This is a genomic window from Streptomyces sp. UNOB3_S3, assembly GCF_020740895.1.
In the GTDB taxonomy this organism is placed as follows: Bacteria; Actinomycetota; Actinomycetes; order Streptomycetales; family Streptomycetaceae; genus Streptomyces.
On sequence record NZ_JAILXP010000017.1, the window covers coordinates 17,803 to 39,159 of the forward strand.

General features: G+C 71.7%; 19 protein-coding genes. 7 read left to right on the forward strand and 12 right to left on the reverse strand.

Annotated elements, in window-relative coordinates; genetic code table 11:
• Positions 1–218: 218 nt before the first annotated feature.
• Entirely contained in the window at positions 219–1,181 is a 963-nt protein-coding gene (locus K6I33_RS03520) for a 2-hydroxyacid dehydrogenase (RefSeq protein WP_229348180.1), read from the reverse strand.
• A 73-nt stretch (positions 1,182–1,254) separates the two neighbouring features.
• On the opposite strand from K6I33_RS03520, the gene K6I33_RS03525 reads away from it, so the two are divergent.
• The 3 genes from K6I33_RS03525 to K6I33_RS03535 all read left to right on the forward strand — a co-directional run bounded on the left by K6I33_RS03525 (position 1,255) and on the right by K6I33_RS03535 (position 3,728).
• The gene (locus K6I33_RS03525) at positions 1,255–2,265 is read left to right on the forward strand and encodes an aldo/keto reductase (protein WP_229348181.1); all 1,011 of its coding nucleotides are present in this window, start codon (positions 1,255–1,257) and stop codon (positions 2,263–2,265) included.
• 70 nt (positions 2,266–2,335) lie between these two features.
• Positions 2,336–3,502, forward strand: coding sequence for a sorbosone dehydrogenase family protein (locus tag K6I33_RS03530; RefSeq protein ID WP_374283183.1), 1,167 nt, complete (start codon positions 2,336–2,338; stop codon positions 3,500–3,502).
• 31 nt (positions 3,503–3,533) lie between these two features.
• Positions 3,534–3,728 carry a DUF6191 domain-containing protein gene (locus tag K6I33_RS03535; RefSeq protein WP_229348182.1) on the forward strand — a complete coding sequence of 65 codons (195 nt, stop codon included), beginning with the start codon at positions 3,534–3,536 and terminating at the stop codon, positions 3,726–3,728.
• Here K6I33_RS03535 and K6I33_RS03540 read toward each other — a convergent pair.
• The 10 genes from K6I33_RS03540 to K6I33_RS03585 all read right to left on the reverse strand — a co-directional run bounded on the left by K6I33_RS03540 (position 3,698) and on the right by K6I33_RS03585 (position 17,174).
• Positions 3,698–5,974, reverse strand: coding sequence for an MMPL family transporter (locus tag K6I33_RS03540; RefSeq protein ID WP_229348183.1), 2,277 nt, complete (start codon positions 5,972–5,974; stop codon positions 3,698–3,700). The genes K6I33_RS03535 and K6I33_RS03540 overlap by 31 nt on opposite strands.
• 267 nt (positions 5,975–6,241) lie before the next feature.
• Positions 6,242–6,847: a hypothetical protein gene (locus tag K6I33_RS03545; RefSeq protein ID WP_229348196.1), complete on the reverse strand. Its 606-nt coding sequence runs from the start codon at positions 6,845–6,847 to the stop codon at positions 6,242–6,244.
• Positions 6,848–7,040: 193 nt separating this feature from the next.
• Positions 7,041–8,549 carry an Asp-tRNA(Asn)/Glu-tRNA(Gln) amidotransferase subunit GatB gene (gene gatB, locus K6I33_RS03550; RefSeq protein ID WP_308297043.1) on the reverse strand — a complete coding sequence of 503 codons (1,509 nt, stop codon included), beginning with the start codon at positions 8,547–8,549 and terminating at the stop codon, positions 7,041–7,043.
• Between the two features lie 25 nt (positions 8,550–8,574).
• Complete coding sequence (locus K6I33_RS03555; protein ID WP_229348184.1) at positions 8,575–8,835, reverse strand: hypothetical protein; 261 nt, start codon at positions 8,833–8,835, stop codon at positions 8,575–8,577.
• Positions 8,832–10,325 (reverse strand): Asp-tRNA(Asn)/Glu-tRNA(Gln) amidotransferase subunit GatA, encoded by a 1,494-nt coding sequence (gatA, locus tag K6I33_RS03560; protein WP_374283188.1) that lies wholly within the window; start codon positions 10,323–10,325, stop codon positions 8,832–8,834. The genes K6I33_RS03555 and gatA overlap by 4 nt, the downstream gene beginning before the upstream one ends.
• 5 nt (positions 10,326–10,330) lie before the next feature.
• Complete coding sequence (gene gatC / locus K6I33_RS03565; protein WP_126916225.1) at positions 10,331–10,627, reverse strand: Asp-tRNA(Asn)/Glu-tRNA(Gln) amidotransferase subunit GatC; 297 nt, start codon at positions 10,625–10,627, stop codon at positions 10,331–10,333.
• 235 nt (positions 10,628–10,862) lie between these two features.
• Positions 10,863–12,962 (reverse strand): bifunctional diguanylate cyclase/phosphodiesterase, encoded by a 2,100-nt coding sequence (locus tag K6I33_RS03570; protein ID WP_229348185.1) that lies wholly within the window; start codon positions 12,960–12,962, stop codon positions 10,863–10,865.
• A 173-nt stretch (positions 12,963–13,135) separates the two neighbouring features.
• Positions 13,136–15,400, reverse strand: coding sequence for an NAD-dependent DNA ligase LigA (ligA, locus tag K6I33_RS03575; protein WP_229348186.1), 2,265 nt, complete (start codon positions 15,398–15,400; stop codon positions 13,136–13,138).
• A gap of 8 nt (positions 15,401–15,408) precedes the next feature.
• Positions 15,409–16,431 (reverse strand): methionine synthase, encoded by a 1,023-nt coding sequence (locus tag K6I33_RS03580; RefSeq protein WP_229348187.1) that lies wholly within the window; start codon positions 16,429–16,431, stop codon positions 15,409–15,411.
• 44 nt (positions 16,432–16,475) lie between these two features.
• On the reverse strand, positions 16,476–17,174 hold the full coding sequence (locus tag K6I33_RS03585; protein WP_229348188.1) for an SDR family oxidoreductase: 699 nt from the start codon (positions 17,172–17,174) through the stop codon (positions 16,476–16,478).
• A 279-nt stretch (positions 17,175–17,453) separates the two neighbouring features.
• On the opposite strand from K6I33_RS03585, the gene K6I33_RS03590 reads away from it, so the two are divergent.
• From K6I33_RS03590 to K6I33_RS03600, 3 genes are all read left to right on the forward strand, one after another.
• Positions 17,454–17,891, forward strand: a complete 438-nt coding sequence (locus K6I33_RS03590) for a hypothetical protein (protein WP_229348189.1) — start codon at positions 17,454–17,456, stop codon at positions 17,889–17,891.
• 166 nt (positions 17,892–18,057) lie between these two features.
• On the forward strand, positions 18,058–18,681 hold the full coding sequence (locus K6I33_RS03595; protein WP_229348190.1) for a hypothetical protein: 624 nt from the start codon (positions 18,058–18,060) through the stop codon (positions 18,679–18,681).
• A 143-nt stretch (positions 18,682–18,824) separates the two neighbouring features.
• The gene (locus K6I33_RS03600; protein WP_229348191.1) at positions 18,825–19,385 is read left to right on the forward strand and encodes a Uma2 family endonuclease; all 561 of its coding nucleotides are present in this window, start codon (positions 18,825–18,827) and stop codon (positions 19,383–19,385) included.
• On the opposite strand, the gene mnmA is transcribed toward K6I33_RS03600, so the two are convergent.
• Positions 19,379–20,530, reverse strand: coding sequence for a tRNA 2-thiouridine(34) synthase MnmA (gene mnmA, locus K6I33_RS03605; protein WP_229348192.1), 1,152 nt, complete (start codon positions 20,528–20,530; stop codon positions 19,379–19,381). The two genes, K6I33_RS03600 and mnmA, sit on opposite strands and share 7 nt — an antisense overlap.
• A 116-nt stretch (positions 20,531–20,646) precedes the next feature.
• On the opposite strand from mnmA, the gene K6I33_RS03610 reads away from it, so the two are divergent.
• Positions 20,647–21,306 carry an N-acetylmuramoyl-L-alanine amidase gene (locus K6I33_RS03610; RefSeq protein WP_229348193.1) on the forward strand — a complete coding sequence of 220 codons (660 nt, stop codon included), beginning with the start codon at positions 20,647–20,649 and terminating at the stop codon, positions 21,304–21,306.
• The last annotated feature ends 51 nt before the right edge of the window (positions 21,307–21,357 follow it).

The following is a 21,357-nucleotide window of genomic DNA, read 5'->3' on the forward strand; positions in this document are numbered from 1 at the left end:
GTCGGGTAGATCGTCCATTGGCCGTCCATCGCCCGTCGCCCCCCTCGAGTTCCGGTCCTTCGCCGCCCCCGTGCCGTGCGTGGAGCGGCCCCCGTCGGGACGATACACCAGAGTCGTCACTCAGGGACATAGCTCATATACATAGCGTAACCAGCTGACGGATTACGGATACGCAGCGCATCCAAACGCTGCCTCTGCGTGGTACCGGTCCGTGACGACTACGCCGTGGCTACGACATTCCGCAGAGGCTCGTCCAGCACGAATCTGGCCAGTTGATCGCGCAAGAGGGCCTTGGCCCGGGGCAGATAGGCCGAAGAGGGCCCACCCACATGGGGGGTGATCAGCACTCCGGGCGCCTTCCAGAGCGGGTGCCCGGCGGGCAGCGGCTCGGGGTCGGTGACGTCCAGGGCGGCGGTCAGCCGGCCGCTCTCCAGCTCGGCCAGGAGCGCCCCGGTGTCCACGACGCCGCCCCGGGCGACGTTCACCAGGAGCGCGCCGTCCTTCATCCGGGCCAGGAAGCGGGCGTCGGCCAGCCGCGCGGTCTCGGGGGTGAGGGGCGTCGAGAGGATCACCACATCGGCGTCGGGCAGCAGTTCCGGCAGGGCCGCCACCGGGTGGACCGGACCGCGTGCTGCCACGCGCGGAGAGCGCGCGACGCGCACGACCCGCGCGCACTCAAAGGGCGCGAGCCGGTCCTCGATGGCGGCGCCGATCGAGCCGTAGCCGACGATGAGCACCGACCTGTCGGCGAGCGCCGGGCGCAGCTCCGGCCGCCACTCCCCCGCGTCCTGCGCCCGGACGAAGCCGGGCACGCCCCGGAGCGCGGCGAGCGTCAGGGTCAGGGCCAGCTCGGCGGTGCTCGCGTCGTGCAGCCCGCGCGCGTTGCACAGCCGGGTGCCGGACGGCAGCGAGGGCAGCTCCGGCAGCAGGTCCTCCACACCGGCGGTGAGCGCCTGGACGACCCGCACCCCGCTCATCCGCGACAGCGGCCGGATCGACACTTCGGTGCCCTTCATGTACGGAACGCAGTAGAAGGCGCAACGGGCGGGATCGGTGGGGAAGTCGGGACCGCCGTCCCAGTGGGCGTACTCCAGGCCCCGGGGCAGGTCGTCGATCTCCTCCGGGGGAATCGGCAACCAGACCAGGGGGCGCGCGGCGGAACCGCTGTGATCTGCACTCATGTCTGGAGGCTATGCGAAGGGGCCCCGACACCAGAGGTTAGTTTGGGGGCGAGGAACGGGAGGGGAACCGCGGGTGGAGCGCAGGACAATCGGTGCGACGGCGCTCGAGGTGGGCGCGATCGGCCTGGGGTGCATGCCGATGCACTGGGCGTACACCGCCTCCCAGCAGAGCGGGGAGGGCGCGCTGCGCACGGTCCACGCGGCCCTGGACGCCGGCGCCAGCCTCCTGGACACGGCCGACATGTACGGGCCGTTCACCAATGAGCTGCTGGTGGGGCGGGTGCTGCGGGAGCGGCGCGCGGAGGCGTTCATATCGACCAAGTGCGGGCTGCTGGTGGGCGATCAGCACGTCGTCGCCAACGGCCGTCCGGGCTATGTGAAACGGGCGTGCGACGCCTCGCTGCGCCGGCTCCAGACCGATGTCATCGACCTCTACCAGCTCCACCGCCCCGACCCCGAGATACCCGTCGAGGAGACCTGGGGCGCCATGGCCGAGCTGGTCGCGGCGGGCAAGGTACGGGCGCTGGGCTGGTGCGCCATCGACGCGCGGGCCCGGCGCAGGTTCGGCTCCTCGGCCGGGGCCCGGACGGGGATGTACGACACGACGATCGCCCAGCTGGAGCGGGTGCAGCAGGTCTTCCCGGTCAGCTGTGTCCAGGCGGAGCTGTCGGTCTGGTCGCGGGAGGCGCTGGACCGGCTGGTGCCGTGGCTGTCCTCGCGGGGGGTGGGGCTGCTGGCCGCGATGCCCCTGGGGAATGGTTTCCTCAGTGGCACCCTCACTCCCGGTCAGGGCTTCGAGCCGGATGACCTGCGGGCCCGTCACCCGCGCTTCACGGCGGAGATGATGGCCGCCAATCAGCCGATCGTCGCGGGCCTGCGGCGTGTCGCCGAGCGGCACGACGCCACGGCGGCGCAGGTGGCCCTGGCCTGGGTGCTGGCGCAGCACCGGCACGTGGTGCCGGTGCCGGGCACGAAGAAGGCCGCGTGGGCGGTGGAGAACGCGGCGGCCGCCGGACTGCGGCTGACCGCCGAGGACTTGGCGGAGATCACGGCGCTGCCCCAGGCGATGGGGTCCTGGTACTGACGGGGTGTATCAAGGAGGGGTGTCCCACTCACCCGAGAGGAACCCTTTCAGCCGAGAGGAACCTTTTGCCGTGCACCTCCCCGGACCACACCCCCTCCCCACGCCACGACGCGTCCCTCGCCGTGCCGCCGCCACCGTGGCGCTGGCGCTCTCCTCGCTGCTGATCGTCACGGGCTGCTCGGACGGCTCGTCCTCCGGCGGGTCCGGCACGCCCTCCCGTACGGGCGGGGGCGGAGCGCCCGCCGAGGGCTCCGCCGAGGCCGTCCGCACGGTCACCGGCAAACTGGACTCGCCGTGGGGCGTGGCCCCGCTGCCGGACGGCGATCTGCTGGTCGGTTCGCGGAACACCGGCCGGATCGTCCGGGTCGCGGCGAAGGACGGGCGGCAGAGCCCGCTCGGCACCGTCCCGGGCGTCGCGGCGGCGGGCGAGGGCGGGCTGCTGGGCCTGGCCCTCTCCCCCGGCTACGCCTCCGACCATCTGCTTTACGCCTACTTCACGACGGATTCGGACAATCGCGTCGCCCGGCTGCCGGTCGACGAGAAACGGCCGGAGGGACAGCGGCTCGGCGCGCCGGACACGATCCTGCGCGGCATCCCCAAGGGACAGATCCACAACGGTGGCCGGATCGCGTTCGGCCCCGACGGGATGCTCTACGCCGGCACGGGCGAGGCGGGGCTGCGCGACCCCGCCCAGGACAAGGGCTCGCTCGGCGGCAAGATCCTGCGGATGACCCCCGACGGCCGCCCGGCCCCCGGCAACCCCTTCCCGGACTCGCTCGTCTACAGCTACGGCCACCGCAATGTGCAGGGCCTGGCCTGGGACGCGGACAAACGGCTGTGGGCCTCGGAGTTCGGCCAGGACACCTGGGACGAGCTCAACCTCGTCGAGCCGGGCCGGAACTACGGCTGGCCCGTGGCCGAGGGGAAGGCGCGCAGGGCGGGCCTGACGGACCCCGTGGAGCAGTGGAAGCCCGCCGACGCCTCCCCCAGCGGGCTCGCCTACGCGGCGGGCTCCCTGTGGATGGCCGGACTGCGCGGCGAACGGCTGTGGCGGATCCCGCTCCGCGGCGCCGCGCCCGCCGCCGCCCCGCGGGCCTTCCTCAAGGGGAACTACGGGCGGCTGCGCACGGTTGTTCCAACGGGCGACGGCGGGCTGTGGCTGACGACGAGCAACACCGACGGACGGGGCCGGCCGGCGGCCGACGACGACCGGCTGCTGCGGCTGAAGGTGACCTGAGGGTCGCCTGGCGGCCGCTGAAGGGACCGACATGTTCAACGTCTTCGAGGAGCTGTTCAGCCCCGGGCGCGCGCACACCGAGGAGGAACGGAACCGGCTGGAGCTCACCCGCGAGGACGTCGGCGACGGGGACCCGGGCGCGGGCCCGATAGACCTCGACTCCGGCGTCGTGGTCGTCCGGCCCCGGCACTCCGGTCAGGCGACGACGACGTCCTCGTCCACCTGAGCGCCGGCGGTGAGCCCCCGCGCGTGCAGAAGGGCGAGGGGGTCGTCCTCGCGCGGCCCCGCGAAGGCCGCCGCCACCGGCTCCACCGGCTCGGGCGCCTCGGGTGCCTCGGGCGGCTCGATGCTGATGCGCGGCAGGGCGCGGTCCAGCCAGGCCGGCAGCCACCAGTTGGCGCCGCCCAGCATGTGCATCAGGGCCGGGACCAGCAGCGTCCGCAGGACGAAGGCGTCCAGGGCCACCGCGGCGGCCAGGCCGATCCCGAACATGGCGATCACCCGGTCGCCGCTCAGGACGAAGGCCAGGAAGACCGAAATCATGATCACGGCCGCCGAGTTGATCACCCGGCTGGTCTCCGCCAGGCCCACACGGACGGCCCGGCGGTTGTCCCGGGTGGCCAGCCACTCCTCGTACATCCGGCTGACCAGGAACACCTGGTAGTCCATCGACAGCCCGAACAGCACCGAGACCATGACCACCGGCAGGAACGGCTCGATCGGGCCCGCGCCGCCGAGACCCAGCGGCTCGCTGCCCCAGCCCCACTGGAAGACGGCGACGATCAGGCCGAAGGAGGAGGCCACGGCCGCGATGTTCATCGCGGCGGCCTTCAGCGGTATGCCGATACTGCGGAAGGCCAGCAGGAGCAGCAGACAGCCCAGCCCCACCACGGTCCCCACGAACACCGGCAGCTTGCCGAGGATGACCGCGGCGAAGTCGTCGTACGCCGCCGTCATGCCGCCCACGCGGACGTCCAGGCCGGTGCCCTCGGTGGCCTTGGGCAGCACGGTCGTGCGGAGCCGGTCGACGAGGTCGCTGGTGGCGCGGGACTGCGGGGACGTCGTGGGCACGACGGTGATGACGCCCGTGCCACCGCTGCCGCTGAGGACCGAGGGGGTCACGGAGGCGACGCCGGGGGTGTGGCGGAGGGTGTCCGGCAGCTTGTTGAAGGCGAGGCTGTCGGCGGCGCTGCCGAGGGGCGCGACGAGCGTCAGTGGCCCGTTGACGCCGGGGCCGAAGCCGTGGCCCAGCATGTCGTAGGCCTGGCGGGTGGTGGACCCGGCCGGGTTGTTGCCCTGGTCGGAGGTGCCGAGGTGGAGGGAGAGCGTCGGGAGGGCCAGGATCAGCATCACGGCGGCGGCCGCCGCGCCCAGCAGCTTCGGGTGGCGCTCGACGCAGGCCGACCAGCGGGCGGCCAGACCCGTGGGGTGCTCCTCCCGGGGACCCTCGTGCGCGAGACGGCGGCGCTCACGGCGGCCGAGGGCGCGGGGGCCTATCAGCCCCAGCAGGGCGGGCAGCAGGGTGACGGAGGCTGCGACGGTGAGGACGACGGTCAGCGAGGCGGCTATCGCCACGCCGTTGAGGAAGCCCAGGCGCAGGATGAGCATCCCCAGCAGGGCCACGCAGACGGTTCCGCCGGCGAAGACCACGGCGCGCCCGGTCGTGGCGACCGCCCGTTCCGCCGCGACGGCCACGGGCAGCCCCTGCCGGAGCCCCTTGCGGTGGCGGGTGACGATGAACAGGGCGTAGTCGATGCCGACCCCGAGGCCGATGAGCGTGCCCAGCATGGGCGCGAAGTCGGCCACCTTCATCAGATGGCCCAGCAGCACCGTGCCCATGGCGGCGGTGCCCACGCCCACCAGGGCCGTCGCTATGGGCAGCAGGCTCGCGGCGAGCGAGCCGAAGACGACGAAGAGCACCACGGCCGCGACCGCCACGCCGATGATCTCGCTGAGATGGCCGCTCGGGCTCTCGGCGCCGGCGATGCCGCTGCCGCCGAGGGCCACCTGGAGGTTGTCCGAGGCGGCCGCGCGCGCCGTCTCCACGACCCGCTTCACCTGGGCCTTGTCCGGTGCCCCGCCCTGGGCGACGAAGGTCACCGAGGCATAGGCGGTGTGCCGGTCCCGGCTGACACGGTCGGCTCCGCCGGCGGCGTAGGGGCTCTCGACGGAGGCCACGCCGGGCAGCCGGGCGATCTCGTGGAGCGTCTTCGTCATCCGCTGCTGGACGTCGTTCGCGCGGACCGTGCCCCGGTCGGTGTGCCAGACGATCTTGTCGTCGCCGCTCTCGCCGGGGAAGGCCTTCTCCAGCAGCGCGGCCGCGCGGGATGACTCCGTGCCGGGGACGCCGTAGTCGTTGGAGTAGGCGGAACCACTCAGCGTCGCCGCGACGGTGGTCCCGGCGAGGGCGACGAGCCACAGCACGATGACGGTGAAGCGGCGGCGGAGACACCACCGGGCAAGTGAGGTCATGACCTGCTTCCCGGGTTTCGCGACGATCTCGCCGGGGAGACGACCCGTGCATGTCGACCGCTGAACAGAGTGGGGATCTGGCAGAGGCCCCGCTGGGGGGCCTCCGGCCGACCACTGTGACAGCAGGAAAAGATCCTTTGTCTCTTTTGTGGGCTATACCACAAGCGGTCCGGGATTATGCCTTCGTACGCCCGGACCGGTGAGGCCGGACGACCGGGTCGGCGGCCTGGTCAAGTGGCTTGGTCGGCGGCCAGGTCAGTGGCCTGGTCAGCGGAAGCCGCGCCAGCTGTGCGCGACATCCACGACCAGGCGGTTCCCGCTCTGGAAGACCCGGAACGGCAGCCGCTCGCGGACCCCCACGGCGACCTGGGTGTCGCCCTCGAAGCTGGCGCCGAAGCGGGTGTCCTGGAAGGTGCGGTAGCCGCCGAGGTCCACCTCCGGCAGCGGCTGCCCGGCCTTCCCGTCGTACGTCCGCTGCATGGTGGCCGGGTCGTAGCTCGGCGCGGCGACCCGGACCTCCAGGATCGCGCCGCCGCGCACGGGGATGACGTCGCCCGAGCCGTCCTGCTGGAACTGGTCGACATAACGGACGTGGAAGCCGATCGGACGGCCGTTCCCGGGCCCGAGGAGGTCGAAGACGATGCGGTCGTAGCAGTCGTGGCTGCCCGTTCTGATGTCCCGCAGCGGCTTGTGCCAGGCGACGGCGCTGCCCTTGGGCAGGCTCCCCCAGTCCACGGCCGCGCACCCGGCCGCGGGCGGTGTGGCGGCCTCGCCCGCCCCCGCCGCCACGGCGCTCCCGCCCGGCGCCACCGCCATCGTCACACCCGCTCCCACCAGCAGGAACGCGGCCAGTCCCGTACGCAACCGTCGCATGGAGAACCCCCAGCCTCTCAGTGCGGGCACGCCGACCGGCCCGCTGACGGGGATCATGCCGGACCGTTTCACCCCATGAGGGGCGTACGGGCGAATTCCGGCCAACAGGGGCCGTAGCCGGTGGCGGACACGGCGACGGCCGCCCCTCCGGAGAGGGACGGCCGTCGTGACGCGTTGACGCGGGGCGTGGCGATCAGCCCTCGACGCCGAGCTTCTCCAGGATCAGCTCACGGACGCGGGCCGCGTCCGCCTGGCCGCGCGTGGCCTTCATGACCGCGCCGACGAGCGCACCCGCCGCCGCGACCTTGCCCGAGCGGATCTTGTCCGCGATGCCGGCGTTGGCCGCGATGGCCTCGTCCACGGCGGTGCCGAGCGCGCCCTCATCGGAGACGATCTTCAGACCGCGGGCCTCGACGATCTCGTCGGGCTCGCCCTCGTCGTTGACGACGTGCTTGATGACCTCACGGCCCAGCTTGTCGTTGAGCGAGCCCTCGGCGATCAGCGTCGCGATACGGGCGACCTGGGCCGGCGTGATCGGCAGCAGGCCGAGGCCGATGCCCTCCTCGTTGGCGATGCGCGACAGCTCGCCCATCCACCACTTACGGGCCGACGCGGCGTCCGCGCCCGCCTCGATCGTGGCGGCGATCAGATCGACCGCGCCCGCGTTGAGGATCGACTGCATGTCGTGCTCGGAGACGCCCCACTCCTCGCGCAGCCGGTTGCGGCGCACGCGCGGCAGCTCGGGCAGGCCCTTGCGCAGCTCCTCGACCCACTCGCGCGCGGGGGCCACCGGCACCAGGTCCGGCTCGGGGAAGTAGCGGTAGTCCTCCGCCTCCTCCTTGACGCGGCCGGACGTCGTGGAGCCGTCCTCCTCGTGGAAGTGACGGGTCTCCTGGATGATCGTGCCGCCGCCGTTGAGGACCGCGGCGTGCCGCTGGATCTCGAAGCGCGCGGCACGCTCGACGGAGCGCAGCGAGTTGACGTTCTTCGTCTCGGAGCGCGTGCCGAACTTCTCGCTGCCCTTGGGCATCAGCGAGAGGTTGACGTCGCAGCGCATCTGGCCCATCTCCATACGGGCCTCGGAGACGCCGAGCGCCTTGATGAGCTCGCGCAGCTCGGCGACGTACGCCTTGGCGACCTCGGGGGCGCGCTCACCCGCACCGGTGATCGGCTTGGTGACGATCTCGATGAGGGGGATGCCGGCGCGGTTGTAGTCCAGCAGCGAGTGCTGCGCGCCGTGGATGCGGCCGGTGGCACCGCCCACGTGGGTGGACTTGCCGGTGTCCTCCTCCATGTGGGCGCGCTCGATCTCCACGCGGAAGACCTCGCCGTCCTCCAGCTGGACGTCCAGATAGCCGTTGAAGGCGATCGGCTCGTCGTACTGGGAGGTCTGGAAGTTCTTCGGCATGTCCGGATAGAAGTAGTTCTTCCGGGCGAAGCGGCACCACTCGGCGATCTCGCAGTTCAGCGCGAGACCGATCTTGACGGCCGACTCGACGGCGATGCCGTTGACGACCGGGAGGGAGCCGGGCAGGCCGAGGCAGGTGGGGCACGTCTGCGAGTTGGGCTCGGCGCCCAGCTCGGTGGCGCACCCGCAGAACATCTTGGTCTTGGTGCCGAGCTCGACGTGCACCTCGAGCCCCATGACGGGCTCGTAGGTGGCGAGCGCCTCGTCGTACGACACCAGTTCAGTGACGGTCACGGAAAACTAACCTCTCAGTCCCTGCTCAGCCCGCGAGGACGTCGTCGCTGTTCATACGGCGCAGCTCGCGGACGAGCAGGGCGACGCCGGTGACGATGGCGGCGGCGGAGACCACCGCGTCGACGAGCTGCAGGGTGTCCTGCTCGCCGCGCGCCTTCTTGGCCTGCTTGGCGACGCTGATGGCGCCGAACAGCGTGGTGCCGATGGACAGGTACGTGCCGGCCTTGGACTTCTTGAAGCCCTTGGCCTTCTTCAGCGCGCCCGACTTGCTCTCTTCGATGCTCACAGTGCCGGTGCCTCCTCGAGAATCGGGTGGCCCCAGCGCTCGGTGAACGCGGCCTCGACCGCGGCACCGACCTTGTAGAGCCGGTCGTCCTTCATGGCGGGAGCGATGATCTGCAGACCGACCGGCATGCCGTCCTCGGGGGCGAGGCCGCAGGGCAGCGACATGGCCGCGTTGCCCGCCAGGTTGGTCGGGATGGTGCACAGGTCGGCGAGGTACATCGCCATCGGGTCGTCGACCCGCTCGCCGATCGCGAAGGCGGTGGTGGGCGTGGTCGGCGAGACGATCACGTCGACCTGCTCGAACGCCTTGTCGAAGTCGCGCGAGATGAGCGTGCGGACCTTCTGCGCCGAGCCGTAGTACGCGTCGTAGTAGCCGGAGCTGAGCGCGTAGGTGCCGAGCATCACACGGCGCTTGACCTCGGGGCCGAAGCCGGCCTCACGGGTGAGGGCGGTGACCTCCTCGGCCGACTTCGTGCCGTCGTCGCCGACCCGCAGGCCGTAGCGCATGGCGTCGAAGCGGGCCAGGTTGGAGGAGCACTCGGACGGCGCGATCAGGTAGTACGCGGCCAGCGCGAGGTCGAAGGACGGGCAGTCCAGCTCGACGATCTCGGCGCCCAGCTCCTTGAGGAGCTCGACGGACTCGTCGAAGCGCTGGAGCACACCGGCCTGGTAGCCCTCGCCTCGGAACTGCTTGACGACACCGACGCGCATACCGGCGACGGAGCCGTTGCGCGCGGCCTCGACGACCGGCGGGACCGGGGCGTCGATGGAGGTGGAGTCCAGCGGGTCGTGGCCGGCGATCACCTCGTGCAGCAGGGCCGCGTCCAGGACCGTACGGGCGCAGGGGCCGCCCTGGTCGAGGGAGGAGGAGAACGCCACCATGCCGTAGCGGGAGACCGAGCCGTAGGTGGGCTTGACGCCGACGGTGGCGGTGACGGCGGCGGGCTGGCGGATGGAACCGCCGGTGTCCGTGCCGATGGCGAGGGGGGCCTGGAAGGCCGCGAGGGCGGCGGAGGAGCCGCCGCCGGAGCCGCCGGGGATCTTGGTGAGGTCCCAGGGGTTGCCGGTGGGGCCGTAGGCGCTGTTCTCGGTGGAGGACCCCATGGCGAACTCGTCCATGTTGGTCTTGCCGAGGATGACGACGTCGGCGTCCTTCAGACGCTTGGTGAGCGTCGCGTCGTACGGCGGGATCCAGCCTTCGAGGATCTTGGAGCCGACGGTGGTGGGGACGCCCTTGGTGGTGAAGATGTCCTTCAGCGCCAGCGGGACGCCGGCCAGCGGGCCGAGCTTCTCGCCGCGCTCGCGCTTGGCGTCCACCTCGCGGGCCTGGGCGAGCGCGCCCTCGCGGTCGACGTGGAGGAAGGCGTGCACCTTCTCGTCGACGGCCTCGATGCGGGCCAGGTGGGCCTCGGTGACCTCGACGGCCGTGAGCTCGCCGGAGGCGATCTTCTCGGCGATCTCGGCCGCGGTGAGCTTGATCAGATCTGCCATCGTGGTCAGTCCTCCCCCAGGATCTGCGGCACCTTGAAACGCTGCTGCTCCTGGGCGGGGGCGCCGGAGAGCGCCTCCTGGGGGGTCAGCGACGGGCGGACGACGTCCGCGCGCATGACGTTGGTCAGGGGCAGCGGGTGGGAGGTCGGCGGTACGTCCTCGTCGGCCACATCGGAAACGCGGGCGACCGCGCCGATGATCACGTCGAGCTGTTCGGCGAAGTGGTCGAGCTCTTCGGCCTTCAGCTCCAGACGTGACAGCCGGGCGAGGTGGGCGACCTCCTCGCGCGTGATGCCAGGCATGCAGCGATCCTCAAGGGTGGGATGTATTGGGTTTCGGCCCAATCCTATGGCTCCGGCGGGTGTGCCCGCGAAACGGTTTCGCTGCCGCTGGGCCGGGTGGTCCTTTCGGGGGCTTCGGGCGGTCGGGCACCGCCGGGCTCCCCGGCGGGGGTTACCCACCGTCGCGGCGGCGGTCAGCCCCCGCCGGGGAGACCGGCGGTGCCGAAACCGCCGGGAGCCCGGGGCGTGCCGCCCGTCAGGTGACCGCGTCCTCCTCCGCCGGAGCCGACGTGGGGGCCGGGGCCGTGGCCAGGGGCTCGCGGCGGACGCCGGATTCGCGGAGGCGGAGCCAGGCCGTGGTCTCGTCCGGCGGCATCGCCGCCGCGACGAGCCAGCCCTGGACCGCGTCGCAGCCCAGATCGCGCAGCCGCTCCCAGGTCTCGTCGTCCTCGACGCCCTCGGCGACGACGAGGAGGCCCAGCGAATGGGCGAGGTCGAGGGTGCAGCGGACGATCTCGGCGTCCTCGTTGTCGATGGCGAGCCGGGCGACGAAGGAACGGTCGATCTTCAGCTCGCTGACCGGGAGGCGCCGCAGGTGGACGAGGGAGGAGTAGCCCGTGCCGAAGTCGTCGAGGGACATCTTCACGCCGTGGCCGGTGAGCCCGGCGAGCGTGTCGGCCGCGCGCTGCGGGTCCTCCAGGAGCACGTGCTCCGTTATCTCCAGCTGGAGCGCCCCGGGGGGTACGCCGTGCCGGGCGAGGCGGGCGGCGACGGAGCCGGCGAAGCCCGGGGTGTGGACGTCGCGCGGGGAGACGTTGACCGCCACGGGGACCTCCAGGCCCATGGCCCGCCACTTCGCCACCTGCCCGAGCGCGGTCTCCAGGACGTACTCCGTCAGCCGGGGCATCAGGCCCGACGACTCGGCGATCGCGATGAACTCGTCCGGGGAGACCCGGCCCCGCTCCGGGTGGACCCAGCGGACCAGGGCCTCCAGGCCCTCGACATGGCCGTCGAAGCCGACCTTGGGCTGGTAGTGGAGCTCGACCTCGCCGGCGTCCAGGGCGCGGCGCAGATCGCCGAGGAGGCCGAGCCGGTCGGGGGTGTTGCCGTCGCGGCGGGCCTCGTAGACCTCGACGCCGCTGCGGTCGCGCTTGGCCTGGTACATCGCCACGTCGGCCCGGCGGAGCAGCCCCTCCGCGTCCAGGGCGTGGTCGGGGTAGACGGCGACGCCGGCGCTGGCCTCCAGGACGAGGGTGAGCCCGTCCAGGTCGAGGGGGGAGCCGAGGTCGGCGACGAGCGTCCGGGCGACCCGCTGGGCGCTGGTGAGGGAGTCGGCGGTGGGCAGCAGCACGGCGAACTCGTCGCCGCCGAGGCGGGCGGCCTCCGCGTCCCGGGGCAGGGCGAGGCGCAGCCGTTCGGCGATCTGGAGGAGCAGCCGGTCACCGGCGAGATGACCGAGGGTGTCGTTGACCGACCGGAAGCGATCGAGGTCGATCAGGACGAGCGCGGCGCGGGTCCCGGCCCGTTCGGCCTCGTCCAGGGCGGTCCAGGTGCGTTCCAGCAGCCACTGACGGTTGGGCAGACCGGTGAGGGGGTCGCGCAGTTGTTCCTCGGCGCGGGCGCGGGCGATCCAGAGGGTGGAGTCGAGGGCGATGAGCGGGACCGCGAAGAGGGGGAGGAGGACGGGCGAGTGGTCGGCGACGACCGCGATCAGCGGGGCGATGCCGAGGAGGGCGATGCCGACGAGGGCCTGCCGCATCAGGGCGGTGCGGGCGATGCTGGTCAGCGCGGCGCGCGGGGCCATGGACCACCAGAGGAGCGCGCGGGTGACGGCGAGGTAGAGGAAGGCGGCGAGGGCGATCTTGGGGGCGGCGGAGAGCTGCCAGGTGTCGGGCAGCCAGGGGCTCTCGACGCCGGCGGTGATCCCGCAGGCGGCGAGGCCGAGCCCGGCTGCCGCGATGCCGAGGATGTCGACCGCGCCGTGGAGTAATGCCTGCCGCCACCGGTGGCGGCGGGCGGCGGCCACCAGGGTGACGACCGCGATGCTGATCAGCACGGCCGGGAGCCAGCCGTAGAGGAGCAGGACGGCCAGGGTGAGGGCGGCACCGGATCCGGTGCCGCCCCACCAGCGGTCCCGGCCGAGGGCGACCAGATGGGCGACGATGAGCGCGGTGAGGGTCGCGAGCGACCAGCCGACGGTCTGCCCCGGGAAAAGGGCCCGGCCGGAGGCGACCGCCCGCAGCACGCCTACGGAGAGCCCGAGCGCGGCCAGGGCCACGCAGACCGTCGGCAGCCCGGGCGGGGAGAGCCGCCGCGGCCGCGATGCCGGTTCGGCGCTGTCGGTGGTGGGTTTCATGCCCGTCCCTCTCACAGCCGGCGGTGCCCGCGCCACGGCAGGCGCACATCTCAACAGTAGGCCGCAGAAGGCTACGGCGGGCAGCGATCGGCAGCGGTTGCCCGAATGCGATCCGGCGTTCTGTAGCCATCTGGTACGCGCTGTAGGGGTAATGCCCACTGCCTATGCGGGCATTACTCCGCTGGGGTGGCCTCCTGGGGCACGGCCGCCTCGCGCGCCGCCTCGGGGCCTTCCTCCAGCAGCACGGTGAAACCGTCCTCTTCGAGGACCGGGACCTTCAGCTGCATCGCCTTGTCGTATTTCGAACCGGGGTTGTCACCGACGACCACGAAGTCCGTCTTCTTCGATACCGACCCGGTCACCTTCGCGCCCCGGCTCTGGAGGGCCTCCTTGGCGGCGTCCCGGGTGAAGCCCGTGAGGGTACCGGTGACGACGACGGTCAGCCCGGCGAGCGGACGCGGGCCCTCCTCCTCGCCGGCCTCCTCCTCCATCCGGACCCCGGCGGCCCGCCACTTCTCGATGACCTCGCGGTGCCAGTCCTCGGCGAACCACTCCCGGACGGCGGTGGCGATGGTGTCCGAGACGCCGTCGACGGCGGCGAGCTCCTCCTCCGTGGCCTCGGCGATCCGGTCGATCGAGCGGAACTCGCGGGCCAGCGCCACCGCGGCGACCGGGCCAACATGACGGATGGACAGGCCGTTGACGATCCGGGCCAGCGGACGCTGCTTGGCGGCCTGGATGTTCTCCAGCATGGCCAGGGCGTTCTTCTTCGGCTCGCCCTTCTGGTTGGCGAAGAAGGTGACGACCTTCTCCTTGCCCGTCTTGGGGTCGATCTTGGGCAGACCGCTGTCCTGATCCCGTACGTACGACTTGATGGGCAGCAGTTCTTCAATCGTCAGATCGAAGAGGTCACCCTCGTTGGCCACGGGCGGGGTGGCGGGCTCCAGGGGCTGGGTGAGGGCCGAGGCGGCCACATAGCCGAAGTTCTCGATGTCGAGGCACTCGCGGCCCACGAGGTAGTACAGCCGCTCACGGATCTGGCCCGGGCAGGAGCGGGCGTTGGGGCACCGGAGGTCGATGTCGCCCTCCTTCATCGGGCGCAGCCCGGTGCCGCACTCGGGGCACTCGGCGGGCATCACGAACTCCCGTTCGGTGCCGTCGCGCAGATCCACGACGGGGCCGAGGACCTCGGGGATCACATCGCCGGCCTTGCGGATGACGACGGTGTCGCCGATGAGGACGCCCTTGGCCTTGACGACCTCCTGGTTGTGGAGGGTGGCGAACTCGACCTCGGAGCCGGCGACCGTGACGGGCTCGAAGACGGCCTGCGGGGTCACCCGGCCGGTGCGGCCGACGCCGACGCGGATGTCGAGGAGCTTGGTGTTGACCTCCTCCGGCGGGTACTTCCAGGCGATGGCCCAGCGCGGGGCGCGCGCGGTGGAGCCGAGCCGGCCCTGCAGGGGGATCTCGTCGAGCTTGACGACGACGCCGTCGATCTCGTGCTCCATCGAGTGCCGGACCTTGGGCTGCCCGTAGTGGGCGATGAACTTCCGCACCTCCTCCAGCGAGCCGAAGACCTCGGCGTGCGCGGCGGTGGGCAGGCCCCACTCCCGCAGCAGCTCGTAGGCGTGCGACTGGCAGTCGATGTCGAAGCCCTCGCGGGCGCCGACGCCGTGCACCACCATGTGCAGCGGGCGGGTGGCGGTGACGCGCGGGTCCTTCTGGCGCAGCGAACCGGCCGCCGCGTTGCGCGGGTTGGCGAAGGGGGCCTTGCCCGCCTCCACCAGACGGGCGTTGAGCTCCTCGAACTTCTCCATCGGGAAGTAGACCTCGCCGCGCACCTCGACGAGGGCGGGGATCCGGTCGCCCTTCAGCCGGTCCGGGACCTCGGAGATGGTGCGCACGTTCGGCGTGATGTCCTCGCCGGTGCGGCCGTCGCCGCGGGTGGCGGCGCGGGTGAGACGGCCGTGCTCGTACGTCAGGTTGACGGCGAGGCCGTCGACCTTGAGCTCGCACAGGAAGTGGTGGGCCGAGCCCTCGCCGAGGTCCTTGGCGATGCGCTCGGCCCAGGCGGCGAGCTCCTCGTCGTCGAAGGCGTTGTCGAGGGAGAGCATGCGCTCGCGGTGCTCGACGGCGGAGAACGCCGTAAACACTGTCTCGTACGCCCCGGCGACCTTCTGGGTGGGCGAGTCCGGGGTGCGCAGCGGCGGGTGCTCGGTCTCCAGGGCCTCCAGCGACCGCAGCAGCTTGTCGAACTCGGCGTCGCTGATGACGGGGGCGTCCTTCACGTAATACCGGAAGCGGTGCTCCTCGACCTGCTCGGCCAGCAGGGCGTGCCTCTCCCGCGCCTCGGCGGGCACCGCCGCCTGCGCCGCGAGCTCCTGGAGCTCTTCGCCTCGCCGTTCGACAGCCACCGTCTCGTCCTCCCGTTGATCCATGAGCGCCGTCACTCAGGGTTGTCTGCGAGTGATTTCGCCGCCCGGACGCAGTGGGCGAGGGCCGCGCGGGCATAGGCGGGCGAAGCGCCCGCGAGCCCGCACGACGGGGTGACGACCACGGACTCCGAAAGAGCCCCCGGTGTCAGCCCCAGCCTGCGCCACAGCATCCTGACACCCATGACGCTACCGGCAGGGTCGGACAATGGGCCGTCCACGCCGGGCACCACGCCAGCGAAGAGGGTCGTGCCCGCCTCGACCGCCTCACCGATCGCATCGTCCTCACGCTCGGTGAGGAGCGAGAAATCGAACGAGACACCGGTGACTCCGGCGCGCCGCAGCAGCGCGAAGGGCACGCCGGGGGCGCACGAGTGCACGACGAGCTCGGCGCCGGCCTCCGTCGCGACCGCCGCCAGGTCGCGCAGCGCGCCCTCGACGACGGCCCGGTCGACCGCCCGGTGGGTGCGGTAGCCGCTGGCCGTACGGATCTGTCCGCGCAGCACGGCGGGCAGGGAGGGCTCGTCGAGCTGGAGGACCAGCCGGGCGCCCGGCACCCGGCGGCGGACCTCGGCGAGGTGACCGCGCAGGCCCTCGGCGAGGGAGGCCGTGAGGTCGCGGCAGGCGCCGGCGTCGGCGAGGGCGGCCTCGCCGCCGCGCAGCTGGAGGGAGGCGGAGAGGGTCCAGGGGCCGACGGCGGAGACCTTGAGGGCGCCCTCGTGGCCCTGGGTGAACTCCTCGAGCGCGTCCAGGTCCTCGCCGAGCCAGGAGCGCGCGCGGCGGGTGTCGCGGCCGGGCCGGTCGCTGATACGCCAGCCGCTGGGCTCCAGGTGCGCGAAGACCTCGACCAGCATCCCGGCGGTGCGGCCGATCATGTCCGCCCCGGGCCCGCGCGCGGGCAGCTCCGGGAGGTGCGGCAGCGCCTCCAGTGACCCGGTGACGGTCTTCGCGGCCTCGCGCGCGTCTCCCCCGGGCATCGAACCGACGCCGGTCGCGGCCCCCGCGCCCCAGCTCCTGACGTTGCTCTTCTCGCTCACTCAGGAAGGGTACGAGAAAGGGGCCGCCCGGACGGGACCGGTTCTCAGCCGCCCGAGTACCCGGGGCGGACCGACAGGTCGTTGATCTCCGCGTCGCGCGGCAGGTCCAGGGCGAGCAGGATCGTCGAGGTGACGGACTCCGGGGTGATCCACTTGCCCGGCTCGTACTCCTTGCCCTCCTGCTGGTGCACGCTCACCTGCATGGCGGTGGCCACGCGGCCCGGGTACACGCTGGTGACGCGCACGCCGTGGGTGTGCTCCTCGGCCCGCAGGGAGTCCGCGAGCGCCTTCAGGCCGTGCTTGCTGGCCGCGTACGCGCCCCAGCCGGGGTTCGCGCGCAGCCCGGCGCCGGAGTTGACGAAGACGACGTGCCCCTGCGAGACGCGCAGCTGCGGCAGCAGCAGCCGCGTCAGCTCGGCGGGCGCGACGAGGTTGACGGCGAGAGTCCGGTTCCAGGTCTTGGGGGTCAGCTCGCCGATGTCCCCGAGGTCGGCGACGCCCGCGATGTGCAGCAGGGAGTCGATCCGCTCGGGCAGCGTCTGGTGGCCGAGCGCCCAGGAGAGCCGGTCGGGGTTGCCGAGGTCGGCGACGAGGGTGTGGGCGCCGGGGAAGCGCGCGGCGAGTTCCTTGGCCCGGCCCGCGTCGCGTGCGACGAGCCAGAGTTCGTCGCCGCGTTCGTGCAGCCGCCGGGCGACCGCCTCGCCGATGCCCGATCCGGAGCCGGTGATCACATGTGTTGCCATGCCCCCAGCTTGCCCCACCGCGCCGGGGGCGGACACCGGCCCCGTACGCCGCCTTCTGTCCCCCTGTGTGCCGTCTTCTGGCGAGCCGGACCCTACGGGCCGTTTTCCCATATCTCCGATATGGATTCGGAATCTTATGGGTCGCGAACCGATCACAGTGTTACCGGCGGTATCGCAAAAGCGGTAATGGCATGCCTAGCGTGACGCGGGCTCACCGACGGCGTAACCCCCGCGTCGTTCTCCGTCATTTCACTGAAAGCAGCCATAGTGAAGATTCGCATGTCACGCACTGCCGCCATATCCGGATTCGTGATCATCGCCCTCACCGGAGCGAGCGGCTGCGGCAGCGACTCGAGCGGGAAGAGCGACTCCTCGGGCTCGGGTTCCGCGGCCGCCGCGGCCGCCACCACCGACGGCTCGGGCGACGGCACGAAGGACGTCACCCTCTCCGACTGCGCATACGTCGAAAAGCAGGGCATCGCGGCCAAACTGAGCGCCATGAACCCCAGCGCGACGGCCACTTACAGCTACACCGTCACCGTGAAGTTCACCGCCCCGGACGGCTCCGCGATCGAGCCCCAGGACTTCTCGCTCCTGTTCGTCCGCCCCGGCCGTACGGACAGCCACGACATCACCGCCCCTTACAGCCCGAAGGCGGGAGCCCCCACAAAGGGCGCGAAGTGCGAGATCGCGAAGGTTGTACGCGGCACCGGCTGAAAATATCCCGCTCATCCCTCTTCGGACGCCGTTCTGTCGCGGTCGTGTCACAGAAACAGCCGGTGCCCCGCTGGGATTTGGCCATATGTAAACACCCCGTTAGCGTGACGTGCGCTCGTCAAATGATCAACGCATCGTCTCGTCACTTCATCGGGGGAGTTCACATATGAAGCTTCGTCATGTCCGCGCGACCGCCGTTTTCGGAATCGCCGTCGTCGCCCTCACGGGCGCCCGCGGCCACCACGGCGCCAGCTGCGGCGGCGGATCCAGCCACCACAGCAGCGGCTCCTCCACGAGCGGGGGCACCAGCGGGGGCACGTCGACCAGCGGCGGTTTCAGCAGCGGCGGGACGACGGGCGGCGGTACCACCACCGGTGGCGCGACCACCGGTGGCGCGACCACCGGTGGTGGCGCCGGCGACTCCTCGTCCTCGTCCTCGTCCTCCGGCGGCTCGTCCGTCCTCGGCTCGAACGGCAGCGGCCGGGGCGGCGGCAGTGACGCCATGAGCGACATCAAGATCATGGACTGCGCCTACACCGACCGCCTCGGCATCACGGCGAAGCTCAGCGCCACCAACGGCAGCGCGACCCTCAAGTACACCTACCGCCTGACGGTGAAGTTCACCGACCCGGAAGGCAAGATCACCACGCGCTTCCCGTCCATCCCCTATGTGATGCCGGGCAAGACCGGCACGCTCGACGTCTCCACCCCGTACGTGCCGAAGGCGGGCTCGCCGAGCAGCGGCGGCAGGTGCGAGGTCACGAACGTGACGCGGTCGATCGAGCGGTAGGTTCCCAGCGGTAACCTTCAGCATTTTTCGCTCGTTTGGGCGAAGAACGCGCCAGCGGATGCGGGCGGCTCGCCAACCAGGGCAGAGTCGTCCGCACGTCGCTACCCTGGCGAGGGCCACGACCATGAGGGGAGGGCCACACCATGACACTGCAGCTGGAGCGCCCGGTGACGACTGAGGAAATGCAGAAGTTCGAGGAGATCGACGAAGCATTCCCGGACTTGCACGCCGAGATGATCGACGGAGAGGTCTGCATCGAAACCGTGGTTACCCACAAGCACGGCCGTGCGGTGATGGCCATCGCACTGCAGCTCGGAGCGAACTGGTGCGTCACAACCGAGGTCGACACTGTCTACGAAGGCTGGCGCGGCACGACACTGCTTCGCCCTGATCTGGCCGTCTCAGATCCGTCGTACCTGGACGCCGACGTCGATCAGTTTCCGGCTGACGAGATCATCTTGGCTGTAGAGGTCACATCGAAGTCGAACCCCAAGAACGACACAGTCCGGAAGGTGGAGAAGTACGCCCAGGCCGGAGTGCTGTACTACCTCATCGTCGACCCCGTCGAAGGCAAGTGCCTGCTTCACTCACTCCCGGAGCAGGGTCACTATCGGGCCTTCACGGAAAGCGAGTTCGGCATTCCGGTGTCGATCGGAGCGCCGATCGACACCGAACTGAACACCACGGCCTTCCGCACCTACTGACCCGCCCGCGCGGCGGCCCGCTCCGTCGTCGCGATCGTCGCCGAGCCGACGACGCGGGTGTCGTCGTAGAGGACGATCGCCTGGCCGGGGGCCACGCCGCGGACCGGCTCGGTGAAGCGGACGCGGAGCTCGTCGCCGACGAGCTCGGCCGTCACCTCGGTCTCGCCGCCGTGGGCGCGCAGCTGGGCCGTGTACGTGCCGGGGCCGGCCGGGGCCACGCCGCACCAGCGGGGCTTGATGGCGGTGAGGGCCGAGACGTCCAGGGCCTCCACCGGGCCCACCGTCACGGTGTTGTTCACCGGGGAGATGTCCAGGACATAGCGGGGCTTGCCGTCCGGGGCCGGGCGGCCGATGCGCAGGCCCTTGCGCTGGCCGATGGTGAAGCCGTAGGCGCCTTCGTGGGTGCCGAGCGTCGCGCCGGTCTCGTCGACGATGTCGCCCTCGGCCCGGCCCAGGCGCTTCGCCAGGAAGCCCTGGGTGTCGCCGTCGGCGATGAAGCAGATGTCGTGGCTGTCGGGCTTCTTCGCCACGGCCAGGCCCCGGCGCTCCGCCTCGGCGCGGATCTCGTCCTTGGTGGTGATCGTGTCGCCCAGCGGGAACATCGCGTGGGCGAGCTGGCGCTCGTCCAGGACGCCCAGGACGTAGGACTGGTCCTTGGCCATGTCGCTGGCGCGGTGCAGCTCGCGGGTGCCGTCCTCGTTCACCACGACCGTGGCGTAGTGGCCGGTGCAGACGGCGTCGAAGCCCAGCGCGAGGGCCTTGTCCAGCAGCGCCGCGAACTTGATCTTCTCGTTGCAGCGCAGGCACGGGTTGGGCGTGCGCCCGGCCTCGTACTCGGCGATGAAGTCCTCGACGACGTCCTCGCGGAAGCGCTCGGCCAGGTCCCAGCAGTAGAAGGGGATGCCGATCACATCGGCGGCGCGGCGGGCGTCGCGGGAGTCCTCGATGGTGCAGCAGCCGCGCGCGCCGGTGCGGAAGGACTGCGGGTTCGCGGAGAGCGCGAGGTGCACACCGGTCACGTCGTGGCCGGCTTCGACGGCGCGGGCCGCGGCGACGGCGGAGTCGACGCCGCCGGACATGGCGGCGAGCACGCGGAGCCCCTTGCGGGGGGCCTTGGGGTCGGGTGCGCCAGGGAAGTCAGTCATAACCCATCCAGAGTAAGCGACGCCGCCCGGCAGGACCCGGCCGGAACCGCCGGGCGGCACGTCGCGTTTCGCACATCAGGACGGATTTTTGATGGTGGTGTCCGGGCGGGGGACGGGTGGAAGCCGAACACAAGCGTGATGTCGGGCGCCGCGCGCTGCTGATCGGCGGCGCCGGTGCCGTGGCGGCGGCCGGCGCGGCCGGGTACGCGGGGCGGGACGAGCTCGCGCGCTGGTGGTGGCGCGTCGCGGGGCGGGAGCGGCCCCGCGTGGACGGGGCCGTCGACCACCCGGGCGCCGACTGGGTCGCCGCGTCGTCGGCGAACTGGCGACGGGCCTCGCGGCCGGACGACTACACCGTCGACCGGATCGTCGTCCATGTGGTGCAGGGCGACTACGGGGACGCGCTGCGGGTCTTCCGCGATCCGCTGCACAAGGCGGCCGCGCACTACGTCGTGCGGCGGGACGGGCACGTGGCGCAGACCGTCCGCGAACTGGACGTGGCGTTCCACTCCGGGAACCGGGCGTTCAACGAACGCAGTGTCGGGATCGAGCACGAGGGGTACGTGGAGCGGCCCGGCGACTTCACGGACGCGATGTACGCGGCGTCGGCGCGGCTGGCGGCGGGGATCTGTGGCCGGTACGGGATTCCGGTGGACCGGGGGCACATCGTGGCGCACTCCGAGGTGCCCGGTGCCGATCACACCGATCCCGGGCCGGGGTGGGACTGGGAGCGGTATCTGGGGCTGGTGCGGCGGGTGCGGGCCGCAGGTGGCTGAGCGCCGTCGCCGCGTGCGGCCCGGTGGGCCGGTTTGTGCCCACCCTCCCCC